10 protein-coding genes are annotated in these 12,793 nt (G+C 65.3%); 4 read left to right on the forward strand and 6 right to left on the reverse strand.

The window, feature by feature from the left end:
* Positions 1–8 precede the first annotated feature (8 nt).
* The 3 genes from Q7J58_RS20705 to Q7J58_RS20715 all read right to left on the reverse strand — a co-directional run bounded on the left by Q7J58_RS20705 (position 9) and on the right by Q7J58_RS20715 (position 2,803).
* Positions 9–812, reverse strand: a complete 804-nt coding sequence (locus Q7J58_RS20705; protein WP_304831744.1) for an alpha/beta hydrolase — start codon at positions 810–812, stop codon at positions 9–11.
* Between the two features lie 226 nt (positions 813–1,038).
* Complete coding sequence (locus Q7J58_RS20710) at positions 1,039–1,533, reverse strand: hypothetical protein (RefSeq protein WP_304831746.1); 495 nt, start codon at positions 1,531–1,533, stop codon at positions 1,039–1,041.
* Positions 1,534–1,657: 124 nt separating this feature from the next.
* A complete protein-coding gene (locus tag Q7J58_RS20715) occupies positions 1,658–2,803 on the reverse strand; it encodes an alpha/beta hydrolase (protein ID WP_304831748.1) in 1,146 nt (381 codons plus the stop codon).
* Positions 2,804–3,011: 208 nt separating this feature from the next.
* Between Q7J58_RS20715 and Q7J58_RS20720 the strand changes: the two genes are divergently transcribed.
* Positions 3,012–5,156 carry a hypothetical protein gene (locus tag Q7J58_RS20720; protein WP_304831750.1) on the forward strand — a complete coding sequence of 715 codons (2,145 nt, stop codon included), beginning with the start codon at positions 3,012–3,014 and terminating at the stop codon, positions 5,154–5,156.
* A gap of 18 nt (positions 5,157–5,174) precedes the next feature.
* On the opposite strand, the gene yghU is transcribed toward Q7J58_RS20720, so the two are convergent.
* Together yghU and Q7J58_RS20730 are read right to left on the reverse strand one after the other, a co-directional pair.
* Positions 5,175–5,999, reverse strand: coding sequence for a glutathione-dependent disulfide-bond oxidoreductase (gene yghU, locus Q7J58_RS20725; protein WP_304831752.1), 825 nt, complete (start codon positions 5,997–5,999; stop codon positions 5,175–5,177).
* A gap of 151 nt (positions 6,000–6,150) precedes the next feature.
* Complete coding sequence (locus tag Q7J58_RS20730) at positions 6,151–7,362, reverse strand: serine hydrolase (RefSeq protein ID WP_304831754.1); 1,212 nt, start codon at positions 7,360–7,362, stop codon at positions 6,151–6,153.
* 231 nt (positions 7,363–7,593) lie between these two features.
* On the opposite strand from Q7J58_RS20730, the gene Q7J58_RS20735 reads away from it, so the two are divergent.
* Together Q7J58_RS20735 and Q7J58_RS20740 are read left to right on the forward strand one after the other, a co-directional pair.
* A complete protein-coding gene (locus Q7J58_RS20735) occupies positions 7,594–8,253 on the forward strand; it encodes a c-type cytochrome (RefSeq protein WP_304831756.1) in 660 nt (219 codons plus the stop codon).
* A complete protein-coding gene (locus tag Q7J58_RS20740; RefSeq protein ID WP_304831757.1) occupies positions 8,250–8,891 on the forward strand; it encodes a rhodanese-like domain-containing protein in 642 nt (213 codons plus the stop codon). The genes Q7J58_RS20735 and Q7J58_RS20740 overlap by 4 nt, the downstream gene beginning before the upstream one ends.
* Before the next feature lie 81 nt (positions 8,892–8,972).
* Here the strand turns inward: Q7J58_RS20740 and Q7J58_RS20745 are convergent, their stop codons facing one another.
* A complete protein-coding gene (locus tag Q7J58_RS20745; RefSeq protein WP_304831759.1) occupies positions 8,973–10,874 on the reverse strand; it encodes a pyruvate kinase in 1,902 nt (633 codons plus the stop codon).
* Positions 10,875–11,171: 297 nt separating this feature from the next.
* Here Q7J58_RS20745 and Q7J58_RS20750 point away from each other — a divergent pair.
* On the forward strand, positions 11,172–12,793 hold a 1,622-nt coding region (locus Q7J58_RS20750), incomplete at its 3' end, for an AMP-binding protein (protein ID WP_304831761.1).

Below are 12,793 nucleotides of genomic sequence, written 5' to 3' on the forward strand. Positions count from 1 at the left end.
TGTGGCCGTCAGAGCCTGGTGCGGGCCTCGGCCATGGCTGCGCGCACGGCGTTGACCACGGCTTCAGGCTTTTCGAGGGGTATGGCGTGGCCACTCTCTACCCAAACCTGCTTGGCGTTGGGGTACATGTGGGCCATGTCTTGGCGCATGGCATTGGAAAATTGGGCCAGTTCGGAGGTTTCTTTCATGGGCTCGGCGGCACTGAGCACATACACCGGCATGTCGGTGACGGTGGGCAGCGACAGCACCTGCTGGCCGGTCTGGGTCAGGCCGTCCAACTCGTTTTTGGCGGTGCCGGTGATCAGTGCTTTGGCCATGCCACGGACCAGCAGTGACTGGCTCTCAATGGCCCCGGCACCTTCCAGTTGCCTGGGGTGGGTCGAATCGACCAGCACCAGGGCCGCCACCTCTTGCCGGTATTTGCGCGCAAACAACTGCATGTAGAGGCCGCCCAACGAGTGGCCAACCAGAACATAAGGCGGCTGCATGCCTTGCAGCAGCAAGGTTCTGCGCAGCTCTTGAACGATGTGTTCGCCATCGCGCGGGGTGTCGGCGGGTGCGCTTTTGCCCAAACCTGGCCGGTTGTAGGCAAAGTAGGCCGTGCCCGCAGGCAGGGCTGGCAAGACTTTGCCCCACCACGCCATATGGCCGCCCAGCCCGTTTTCAAACACGACGACGGGCCCAGCCCCTGGTTGGACCACCATTTCCAGCGGGCGGGCATCCACTTGCCTGATTTGGGCCCCGGGCATTCCGGCACAACCAGCAAGCAAGACGGCGGCAAAAAAGGCGGCTGCGCGGCGCAGGGTCTTCATGGGGTTCATGGGCGTTTTGAGAGGCTGGGTTTTCAGGGTGCTGGCCGCAGGCTTGCGAGCATTGCCCGATCGTAACCATGCACTTATTGCCAAACAACATCTATATTTTTAGATGATTCATACAAAAATGCATGAACAAACACGGCAACCGCGGGGTCTGGACGGCATGGCGGCCCGTCCGTTCTTTGCACAGGTTCCACGTTCAAAAGGACCTGCTCACCCGGGCTCAAAGGCCCTGCGGTCGGCTCGGTATGTTGGCGCTGTAGATCAGCTCGACGGTTTTGCCGTCGGCCATCAACAGTTGCACGGTCATGCGGCGGTAGGCCCACAGCAGATCCACGGTGCCCAACGCTGGCACCGGGCGCGAAGCGGCGCTCACGGGCAATCCGTAGCTTGCGCGCAGCGAGGTCTGCAAGGTTTTCAGCAGCGCCTGGGTGCGCTCGCGGGTGGCGGGCTGGGCGCGCAGGTGGATGCGCTGCAGGCGCTCGGCCTCGAAGTGGTAGGTGGCAGAGAAGGTTTCGTCGGCAATGGGCGTGGCCGGAATTTCAAGCAAGGCGCTGGGGTCCACCGCGCGCTGGGCGGGTGTGGTTTCGCGGGCTTGCGGCATGAGGGCGCGAATGTCGGCTGGGCTGGCCAGCATCGGTGCGTCTCGCCACAGCGTTTGCGCCGTGGCGCCCCATGCCATGCTGGCCAGCACGAGGCTGGTGAGAAGTTGTTTCATGGGGGCTAGTGTGACGCAAGCGCCCGCTGAGGGCGTGTTGGGGATCGGAATCCCGGCTGCGACACCCAGGCACCCCGGTTGGCCTGGTGCCCCACACGCTCCGCGTTGCTCGGGGCTGACCAGCTCAATCGCGCAGAAAACCCAGCAGCGCTGCGTTGAAGGCCTGCGGGTGCGACACGTTCAGCCCGTGCGGTGCCCCGCTCACCGCCACCCACTGGCTGTGGGGCACGGCGCGGTGGGTGCGCAGGCCCGAGCCTTCCATGGGCACAACCGCGTCGGCATCGCCGTGGATCACCAGCGTGGGCACGGTGATGCGCTTCAGGTCTTCGCGAAAGTCGGTGGTGGCGAACGCTTCCATGCAGGCCAATGCGGCGTGTTGTGCCGACTGTTCGCACAGCGCGATGGTGTCGGCGCGCTGCGACTCGGTGACCTGCAGCACGCCATGGGCCGAGAAGAAGTCTCGGGTGAACTGGTCAAAGTAGGCGCTTCGGTCGCGCTGGAAAGCGGCTTTCTTGTCTTGCGCAAGCTCGGGCGTCAGCGGCCCTTCGGGGTTGCTGGGCGACTGCAGGAGGCACGGGGGAACGGCCGCGGCAAACACCACGCTGTGCAAGCGCGATTCGCCGTGCCGCGCGATGTAGCGCGCCACTTCGCCGCCACCCATGGAAAAGCCCACCAGCGTCACCTGTTGCAGGGCGCATTGCTCCAACACGTGCTGCAGGTCGTCGGCCAGCGTGTCGTAGCTGTAGCCGGTGTCGGGCTTGTCGGACTGGCCGAAGCCGCGCCGGTCGTAGGCCACCACCCGGTAGCCGGCGGCTTGCAGCACCGGCACCTGCGCCGCCCAGGCCTGGGCCGACAGGGGCCAGCCGTGGATGAGCACCACCGGGCGGCCACTGCCACCGCTGTCTTCAATGTGCAGGCGCACGCTGGACGCAGGCGCTGCATCGGCTGCTGCGGGGTTGCCCAGGCTGGTGTTGGCGCCAGCGGCGGCGCCCCCCAGTGAGCCGGCCACGGCACCCAAAGCGCCTCCGACCACCAGCCCGGCGGGCCCAGCCACCCCGGCGCCGATGGCCGCGCCCGTGGCCATGCCGGCCACCAGGCCGCCCGCCAGAAACACCGAATCGGCTTCGCGCTCCGCTTCCTGGGGTTCCAGCGCCGTCTGGGCTGCGGGGTCCGGGTCTTGCGACGGAATGCCGTGGCCGGGGCGGGCTTGCTCGACGAGGTCTTCGTCTACAACGGGGGCGGGGGTGGTTGGGCTGGTGAGGGGGTTCATGCTGCGCTCCTGGGTGCGTTGACGGCGGAAGAACCGCAGCGCTGGTGCGGTTGCCGTTGGTGCCACGTTATGTCGGTGGGGGTTCCCATGTCCGTGCGGCAGCGAACGGTGGTGATGGCGGCAACCCTCTGACCAGTGCTGCTATCTTCGTGCCATAAAGAGCCCTTTTTTTCAGAGGGGTGGGTAGCCAACCATCAGGAGCAACAACATGAATGAACCACTCAGCCTGCACCGCTGGCGATTTTTTCGCACCGGCGGTTTCGACCAGGTGCGCATGGAAACGGCCGACGACTTGCGGCACCTGGCCGAGCTGGACCAGAAACTTTGGGCGGTTTTGGCGTGCCCCGCTGCGGGGCTGGAATTTGATGAACAGACGCTGCGCCTGATCGATGGCAACGCCGACGGCAACATTCGCGCGCTCGAGTTGCGCACTGCGGTGCAATGGGTGTGCGAGCGGCTGCGCGACCCGGGCGTGTTGTTCCAGCCTGGCAGCCAGGTGGCGCTGGCGAACCTGAACGACTCAGACGCTGACGGCGCGGGCCTGCTGGCGGCGGCCCAAGAGGTGTTGGAGCGTGTGGGGCGCGCCGGGGCGACCGAGGTGTCGCTGGCGGATCTGGCCGACACTGCCCTGCTCTTTCCCGCCAACCGGTTCAACGGCGACGGTGTGGTGCCGCCGGCGCTGGCCGACAATGAGGCGGTTCGTGCCTTGGTTGAGGCGGTGGTGGGCCACGCGGGTGGCCTGCCCGACCGCAGTGGCGAAGCGGGGGTTTCGCTGGACACGCTGAACGCCTTTCTGGCGGTGGCCGACGCGGTGCGCCAGTGGCGTGCCCGCGCCGCCGACGATGCGGCGCAGGTGCTGGCCTTTGGCGATGACACGGCGGCCGCTTTGGCGGCCTTCGATGCGGTCCAAGTCAAAGTGGAAGACCACTTCACGCGCTGCCGCCTGGCGGCGTTTGATGCGCGGGCGGTGGTGGCCTTGAACCCTGCTGATACCGACTACACCGGCATGGCGGCCCTGCCCTTGAGCGAAGCCCGCGCCGAGGTGGCGGCGTTGCCGTTGGCTGAGGTGGTGCCCGGTGACACGCTGCCTTTGGTGGAGGGCATCAACCCCGCCTGGCAACACGCCATGGCCGCTTTGCGCCAGCAGGTGGTGGTGCCGGTGTTGGGCGAGCGCACCACCCTGACCTGGGCCGAGTGGCAGCAACTGAGCGCCCGCCTGAGCGCTTACCGCGGCTGGCAGGCGGCCAAGCCTGCGTCGGCGCTGGCCGACTGCGCGGCGGCCGACCTGGACCGGCTGCTGGCGCCCGACACGGTGGCGGCGCTCACCGCGCTGATCGCACAAGATGCCGAATCGGCCACCGATGCCACCCGCGTGGATGCGCTGAACAAGCTGCTGCACCTGCGCCGCGATCTGGTGACGTTGCTGCGCAACTTTGTGAACCTGAGCGATTTTTACGATGATGGGCAAAGCGCCATCTTTCAGGCTGGCACGCTGTACATAGACCGGCGCAGCTGCACCCTGTGCCTGCGCGTTAACGACATGGCGCGGCACGCGGCGCTGGCGCCGTTGTCGGGTGCGTATTTGGTGTACTGCCAATGCGTCCGCCAGGGCGAAGCGCCCATGACCATCGTGGCGGCCATGACCGGCGGCGAAGCCGACGAGATGATGGTGCCGGGGCGCAACGGGGTGTTTTACGACCGGCAAGGCCGCGACTGGAGCGCCAGTGTGGTGAAGGTGGTGGAGGCGCCGATCAGCGTGCGGCAGGCGTTTTGGTCGCCCTACCAACGCGTGGCCCGCATGATCGGCAACCAGATCCAGAAGTTGGCGGCAGACCGCGACAAGGACGTGGAAGCCCAGTCGGCCGCGCGCGTGACCACCGTGGGCAGCCAGGCCGCAGCGCCGGCCGATGGCGCCAAACAGCAGGCTTTTGACATTGCCAAGTTCGCCGGTATTTTTGCGGCCATGGGTTTGGCGGTGGGCGCGCTGGGCACCGCCTTGGTGGCGGTGGTCACCGGCTTTTTCGGCTTGCCGGCCTGGCAAATGCCGCTGGTGGTGCTGGGGTTGGTGTTGTTGGTGTCGGGGCCGTCCATGCTGCTGGCGTGGTTGAAACTGCGCCAGCGCAACCTCGGGCCGTTGCTCGATGCCAACGGCTGGGCGGTGAACATCCGGGCGCGCATCAACGTCCCGTTTGGCACCTCACTCACCGGCGTGGCGCAATTGCCCGAAGGCTCTGAGCGCTCGCTGCAAGACCCCTACGCCGACGCCGCCAGCCCGTGGCCCTGGTGGCTGCTGCTGGCGGTGTTGATGGCGGGGCTGTATGTGGTCTGGAAGCAAGGCTGGCTCACGGGCTGAGCCAGCGGCCACGGCCGTTCAATGCCGCTCGGGCACCTGCTCGGATTCTTCACCCCACACGCGGTTGATGCAGCGCCCGCGTTGCACGGCCGGGCGCGCGGCGATGGACACGGCCCAGCGCTGCACGTGGGTGTATTCGTGCACCGATAGAAACTCACCCGCGTTGTAGGCCTTGCCCTCCACCATCAAGCCGTACCAGGGGTAGATGGCGATGTCGGCAATGCTGTAGTCGTCTCCGGCCATGTAGGTGTGCATGGCCAGGTGGCGGTTGAGCACGTCAAGCTGGCGCTTGACTTCCATGGCGAAGCGGTTGATGGGGTATTCGAACTTCTCGGGGGCGTAGGCGTAGAAGTGCCCGAAGCCGCCGCCGAGGTAAGGCGCGGAACCCATTTGCCAGAACAGCCAGTTGAGCGCTTCGGTGCGCGGGCCGTGGGCCTTGGGCAACAAGGCGCCAAACTTTTCGGCCAGATACAGCAGGATGGCGCCGGACTCGAACACGCGCGTGGGCGGCTCGGTGCTGCGGTCGAGCAGGGCCGGAATTTTGGAATTGGGGTTGACCTCGACAAAGCCGCTGGAGAACTGGTCGCCGTCGCTGATTTTGATGAGCCAGGCGTCGTATTCGGCGCCGGTGTGGCCCAGGGCGAGCAGCTCTTCGAGCATCACCGTGACCTTCACGCCGTTGGGCGTGGCCATGGAGTACAGCTGCAGCGGGTGCTGGCCCACGGGCAGGGCTTTGTCGTGCGTGGGGCCGGCGATGGGGCGGTTGATGTTGGCAAATTTGCCGCCGCTGGCCTGGTCCCAGGTCCAGACGGTGGGCGGTGTGTAGGGGGTTTTGTCGGTCATGGTGGAAGTGGGTTCGTTGAGGGCGGCACGGCGAAAGGGGTCTGACGGCGCACCGAACGGAAACCGGATCGTAAGCCGGGTGGCCCCTGTCTGCAGCGCAGCGGGCCGACAGCCACGCCAACCCAGGCTTGCCGTCGGTACCGGCAGCGCATCAACGGCTTTTTGCAGTAGCCACTTCGCCGTCCACCGCCTGTTGCACCGCCCGGTAAAACGCTTCCCGGTCGGCGCTGGCCGCCGGGTCGCTGGCGCTGGTGCCCCAGTTGGCGTTGGACGCGATCACGAGCTGGCGCGCGGGGTCGATGAAGATACCCTGGCCAAAGATGCCGCGTGCGGCAAAGGTGCCGTCGTCGTAGGTCCACCACTGGTAGCCGTAGCCGCGCCCGGGCGTGTTGATGCCGGTGCGGGTGGTGGTGGCCTCCGTCAACCAGCCTTCGGGCACGATGCTTTGGCCGTTCACCGCCGCGCCGTTCAAGATGAACTGCCCAAAGCGGGCGAAGTCGCGCGTGGCGGCCTGCAGGCAGCAGCCGCTGATTTCTTGCCCGGTTTTGCTCAGAATCCAGGTGGCGGGCTGCTCCATGCCCGCAGGCACCCAGATTTTTTCAGACAGGTAACTGGACAACGGTTTTTGGGTGGCCCGGCTGAGCAACACGCCCACCAGGTTGGTTTCGCCGGTGCTGTAGTGCCAGCGTGTGCCCGCTGGCACGGCGCGGGGCAGCTGGCGCATGTAGCTCACCAGGGCATCCACACCCGCTTCGGGCTTGTGGTTGTTGAACTGGGCCACGTCAGATTTTGGGTCGCCGTAGTCTTCGTTCCACGCCACGCCCGAGGTCATGGTGAGCAGCTGGCGGATGCTCACATCGTCGTAGGCCGAGCCTTTCATCTCCTGGATGTATTGGCTGACCTTGTCGTCCATGCTTTTGATATGGCCGTCGCGCACGGCCGCGCCCACCAGGGTGGACGTGAAGGACTTGGCCACGGAAAAACTGGTCCAGCGGCCCTGGCTGTCAAAGTCCAGCCCGTAGCGCTCCAGCCGCACCTGCCCGTGGTGCACCACCATGAGTGCGGCGCTGCGCTGGCGTTGCATGTAGGCGTCCACGTCCAGCGGCAAGGCCAGCGGCGGGCCCGGTGGCAAAGCCGACGGTGTGGCACCGGCGGGAACCACGCGGTGCTTGGCCAGAAATGGCAGCCGGTCCAGCGCCCGGAAAGCGGCGTCGCGTTGCGGCACTTTCCAGAACAGCACGTCGCGGTTGGTGGGAAACGCGGCCAGGAAGCCCCGGGTTTCTTTGTCCAGGCTCTGCCAGGCGAGCGCGCCGGCGCCGGCAATGGCGGCCAGGCTGACCAGGGCGATGGTTTTGAATTTCATGGCGGGGCTCCTGCGCAGGGATGGGTTGGCGTTCGTGCCGACGATCACACCGGGATCGCACGCACGTTCAAGGGGTTGGGCAAGTTCGTTCAGTATCCCTTGTCCCAACCCCTTGGATGAGCAGACACGGTGAGCACTTAAAGAAGCCATCGCTTATTGATGAGCATCAAATACCCTTTAGGGTATTGATCCCAGAATCGATTCATTTTCAAACGATCTGGGGCAACAACCATGGGTTTTAAACGGATTTCACCGCAGCGCAGGCGTCTGCAGGTGTGGGCAGCGGGCTTGTGGGTGGCAGGTTGGGCGGTATGCAGCGCGGCTTGGGCGGCAGGGCCGGTGCCGCCGGCGGCGGACGACATCGCCACCGGCGCCCAGTTGGCCGCCAAGCACTGCGCCAGCTGCCATGGAGCAACCGGCCAAGGCGCGTCCACAGATTTCCCCAACCTGGCCGGACAGAACGAGAAATACCTGGCCAAGCAGTTGCGCGACTTTGCCTCGGGCCAGCGCGACAGCACGGTGATGGACATGAAAGCGGCCGTGCTGAGCGAATGCTCTATCCGTGCGGTGTCGCGCTACTACCAAAGCCAAACGCCGAAGGTCGCCCCAGCCAAAGACCCGATGCTGGCCAACGCCGGTGCCTTTGTGTACGAGCGTGGCAACCCTTACACCGGCCTGCCGGCCTGCGTGTCGTGCCACGGCACAGGCGGACGGGGCAATGCGGAATTGCCGCGTCTGGCCGGTCAAAACCCGCTCTACATTGAGCGCCAGCTCAAGAAGTTTGTGGACCGCAGCCGGGTGGATGAAAGCGCGGTGATGAATGTGATCGCCTCGCGCATGAGCGAAATTGAGATGAAGTCGGTGGTGGAATACCTGGGGGCCATGAAATGAAGCCAACGCAACGCACCGCTTTCTTGCCGCATGTCCGGCAGCGTTTGCTGTCACCGCCAGCCACGTTTGTGGCGCTGCTGCTGGCGTTGGCCGTGAGCAGCGCCATGGCCATTGAGCCCGACCAGGTGCCCGACAGCAAGCGCTCGGCCTCTGGCCTGCACCTGACGGCGCTGGAAGCCGCCGCCATGAAGCAAGCCAACCCCTCGAGCGTGTTGCTGATCGACATACGCACCCGGGCAGAAGCCATGTACCTGGGCATGCCCACGCTGGCTGACCACCTGGTGCCGGTGCTGGATTTTCCCGAGACGTGGGAATGGAGCGAAGCGCAGGGTGAATACCTGCAACAAGGCAACCCGAATTTCGTCAAAGACATTGAAAAGCGCCTGCAACAAGCGGGGCTGACCAAAGACGACGCGGTGATTTTGATCTGCCGCTCGGGTGTGCGCAGCAACAGCGCTTCGGGCCTGTTGGCGCACTTCGGCTTTAAAAAGGCCTACACCGTGGTGGACGGCTTTGAAGGCGACAAGGCCGAAAGCGGGCCCGACAAGGGCCAGCGCACCGTCAACGGCTGGAAGAACGCCAAGCTGCCGTGGACCTACAAGCTGGAAACCCGAAAGATGTACATCGACCCGCTGTGAAGCTGCAGGCACGTGTTTGCGATTGCGCCGGGGCCACGTTGAGAGGCGGTTGAGGCCAACGCACCAACGGCGGCACCTGTTTCAGCCCGACGGCCCCCACGCGCGCAGTGCGCGCAGCAGGGGCGTTTTTTTGGTCTGGTGCCCGGCCATGCGGCGCAAGATGTTGTCCAACGTGCGGATGGCTTCGACGATGTAGGGGCCTTTGTTGAGCATGACGCATTCGGCCCGCACGCCCATGCTGGCGTCGGAAATCTCAGCCCGCGAGGGCACGCCCGTCCTGGCCTGGCTCTCCAGCACTTGGGTGGCCCAGATGACGGGCATGTGCGCGGCTTCGGAGCACCACAAAATTTCTTCCTGCACCTCGGCCATGCGCTCAAAGCCGCATTCCACCGCCAGATCGCCCCGTGCAATCATCACTCCGGCACTGGCACCCGCCATGGCGGCGAGCATCAGTTCGGGCAGGTTTTCAAAGCCGCGCAGGGTTTCAATTTTGAGCACCACGCCCACCGTTTTGCCGTTGGCAAATTGCAGGGCGTTGAGCAATTGGCGCACGTCTTGGGGTTGCTGCACAAAAGACAGGCCCACCATATCGGCCACCTTGGCCACGGTCTGCAGGTCTTGCAGGTCTTTGTCGGTGAGGGCCGGCAGATCGAGTGTGCTGTCGGGAAAGTTGATGCCCTTGTCGGCCGAGAGCTTTTCACCGCCATCGCGGGCTTGCACGATCTCCAGCTCCAACTGCAGGCGCGAGGCTTTGCGCACCACGGCACCGATGCGACCGTCATCCAGCCAGACGCGTTCGCCTGTGCGGATTTGGCCAATCACCTGCGGCAAGGTACAGGCAACGCGCGGGTGCTGCGGGTCCAGCGGCAGCGTCAGGTCCAACGGCTCGGCACTCAGGGTGAGCCGGTCGCCTCGGTGCAGGCGAACGGCGGCGGGCAGCGGTGCGATGCCACCTGGGTAAATGCTGTAGACGCGGCGCTCGTTCGGCCCCTTGAGCGAGAGCGGCGTCTCGGGTGTGATGTAACAGGTCTCCAACCCCTCCGCCACGGCGCCGTGGGCGTCCATTTTCACCACGAGCATGCGGCGTTTTTTGGAGCGTGCATCGCGCAAGTGGATTTGCTGGCCCACGCGCAACAGGGCCAACCAGTCGCCGTCCACGACAATGCACGGGTCGGTGCCGACCGGCGCTGGCGTGTCGGCGGGCAGCAGCCGCAGGCGCCAGGACTCGGTGGCAAAACCGTGTTCGTCGCGCATCGGTCGCAGCTTGAGCACCGCCGGGCCATCGGGCAGTGGGCCGGTGCGAATTTTGGGGCCGCCCAGGTCCATCAGCACCTTGACTTCGCGCTGCGCCGCCTTGGCGGCACGCCGCACCCGTTTGGCCATGGCCGTCCAGTCGGAGGCCTGGTCGTGGGCGCAGTTGATGCGCGCCACGTCCATGCCCGCTTCCACCAGACTGCGCACCAGCGCGGCGTCGGTCGCGGCTTCGCTGGGCAAGGTGACCATGATGCGTACGTTGCGATCGCGCGCCACCGAGCCGAGCAATGTCTGGGCGTGGCTGGCCAGCAGCGCCGGACCCGAGACGCTGCCCACCGGTTCTTCGGGCGAGCGGTCTTGCCAGGCCTGCCCGGTCAGGCGGTGCAAGATGCCCAGCACCTTGTCCACATTGGCCAACACATGCGATTCGGCGCGGCCCAACGACGACAAACCCAGCCACGCCAACCGGTTCTGCAACGCGCGCAAATCGGTGGCGCGCAGGGCCAGAAAATGCACCAGGTTGCGGGCGCTCTCACGCTGCTGGGGGTGAACGTGGGCGATGGCGTCTGCATAGCGCTGCTCGCTTTGCTGCATGGCGGCTCGCAGCGCCCAGAGTTGCTCGATCAGCGCCAGACAGACGCTGCGGTCCCACGGTGGAGAAACGGGCAATGCCTCAACGGGTGCTGCAACGGATGAACGGGTCGAACGGGTCGAACGGGTGGTAAGCATGACCCTTTTTAAGACAACAAGGTTTCACTTTCATGTCAAAGCCTGGGCTGCTGAGCGTTTTCGGGCGTGTCCAGGGAACGCCGCACAACGTGCCCGATCCTGGCACCCAGCACCACCACCGCTCGGGCCAGCGAAGCGCATTGGCAACGCAGAGCGGGTGCGTCTTGTGGGTACGAGGGTATACCCCGACACAAATAGGAGATCAAACCCGAAAAAACCAATCTTTGTTTGACTACCATCGGGGCAATCCAAAAAACGAACGCCCGTTCTTTTATCAACCCCTCGCCGGAACCTCTCATGACCGAATCACCTGCGCGTCTTTGGCACGCGTCGTACCAACAGGTCGGCATTGCCCAGGCACTGGAGCAGTTGCCTTACCGCAACCTGGCCGAATTGGCCCACGAAAGCTGCAAGAAATGGCAGCTTGAGAGCCAGGTCAAGGCCGCCTTCAGTTGCGTGGTCCCCAACGGCATGAACGGACGGCTGAGCTTTGCGCAGGTGGACGAACTTTCGGACGCGTTTGCCGGCTACCTGCGGGCTGTGCTGGGGCTGAAAGCCGGCGACCGGGTGGCCGTGCAGCTGCCCAACAGCCTGGGCTACCCGGTGGCGGCGCTGGGTGTGTTCAAGGCGGGCTGCGTGCTGGTGAACACCAATCCGCTCTACACCGAATCGGAAATGATCCACCAGTTCAACAACGCGGGCGCGCAGGTGCTGGTGATGGTGGACATGTTTGCCGACAAGCTGCCCGCCGTGCTGGCCAAGACGGGCATACAGCAGGTGGTGCTGGCGTCGGTATCGGAGTTTTTTCCGGCGATTCCGGGCGCCATTGTGCGGGGCGTGCAGCGCTACTGGAACCGTGTGCTGCCACCGGTGACGGCGCCGCATGTGCGGCTGAAGGACGCGCTGGCCCAGGGCCGCGCCACGCTGGCCAAAACACCGGCGAGCACCTACTGGCAACGTGTGGGCCGCGACGACCTGGCCGTGCTGCAGTACACCGGCGGCACCACCGGCGTGAGCAAGGGTGCCATGCTGACCCACGGCAACCTGCTGAGCAACGTCCAGCAAACCCGGGCCATGGGCCAGAGCCACATGGCCCCAGGCCAGGAATGTGTGCTCACCGCCCTGCCGCTGTACCACATCTTCGCGTTCACGACCAACCTGCTGGGCTTCCTGGCCATGGGTGGACACAACGTGCTGATTCCCAACCCGCGGCCGGTACAGAGCCTGCAGCGGGCGATGGAGAACTTCCCCATCACCTGGATGACAGGGGTGAACACCTTGTTCAACGGCCTGCTGAACGAAGAGTGGTTTGTGTCCTACCCGCCCAAAACGCTCAAGGCCTCGATCTCGGGCGGCACGGCGCTGCACAGCGCGGTGGCGCAGCGCTGGCGCGAGTTGACGAAAACCCCGATTGCCGAGGGCTACGGCCTGACCGAGACCTCGCCGGTGGTGAGCTTCAACCCGCTGACGGGCACGCCGCGCGAAGGCAGTATCGGCATTCCAGCCCCGGGCACCGACGTGCGCCTGGTGAGCGACGACGGGCAGGATGTGGCACCCGGCACACCCGGCGAGATTTGGGTGCAGGGCCCACAGGTGATGCAGGGCTACTGGAACGCAGAAGAAGAAACGGCCAAAGTCATGCAAGGCAGCTGGTTTGCCACGGGTGACGTGGCGGTGATGGACGAAACCGGCTTCATGCGCATCGTGGACCGCAAGAAAGACATGATTCTGGTGTCGGGCTTCAACGTGTACCCCAACGAGGTGGAAGACGTGATCGCCGACATGGACCACGTGCTGGAAGTGGCTGTGATCGGCGTGCCCGATGGCAAGACGGGCGAGGCGGTACGCGCCTACGTGGTGCAGAACCCGGACCACGCCAAGGAGGTGATGCCGGCCGACGTGATCGCCCACTGCAAGCA

This window comes from Hydrogenophaga sp. (genome assembly GCF_030656115.1).
Lineage (GTDB): Bacteria > Pseudomonadota > Gammaproteobacteria > Burkholderiales > Burkholderiaceae_C > Hydrogenophaga.

Bases quoted from the DNA above. Each gene is read 5' to 3' on its own strand.
- Q7J58_RS20705 (WP_304831744.1), bottom strand. From the start codon at position 812: ATGAAGACCCTGCGCCGCGCAGCCGCCTTTTTTGCCGCCGTCTTGCTT.
- Q7J58_RS20710 (WP_304831746.1), bottom strand. From the start codon at position 1,533: ATGAAACAACTTCTCACCAGCCTCGTGCTGGCCAGCATGGCATGGGGC.
- Q7J58_RS20715 (WP_304831748.1), bottom strand. From the start codon at position 2,803: ATGAACCCCCTCACCAGCCCAACCACCCCCGCCCCCGTTGTAGACGAA.
- Q7J58_RS20720 (WP_304831750.1), top strand. From the start codon at position 3,012: ATGAATGAACCACTCAGCCTGCACCGCTGGCGATTTTTTCGCACCGGC.
- yghU (WP_304831752.1), bottom strand. From the start codon at position 5,999: ATGACCGACAAAACCCCCTACACACCGCCCACCGTCTGGACCTGGGAC.
- Q7J58_RS20730 (WP_304831754.1), bottom strand. From the start codon at position 7,362: ATGAAATTCAAAACCATCGCCCTGGTCAGCCTGGCCGCCATTGCCGGC.
- Q7J58_RS20735 (WP_304831756.1), top strand. From the start codon at position 7,594: ATGGGTTTTAAACGGATTTCACCGCAGCGCAGGCGTCTGCAGGTGTGG.
- Q7J58_RS20740 (WP_304831757.1), top strand. From the start codon at position 8,250: ATGAAGCCAACGCAACGCACCGCTTTCTTGCCGCATGTCCGGCAGCGT.
- Q7J58_RS20745 (WP_304831759.1), bottom strand. From the start codon at position 10,874: ATGCTTACCACCCGTTCGACCCGTTCGACCCGTTCATCCGTTGCAGCA.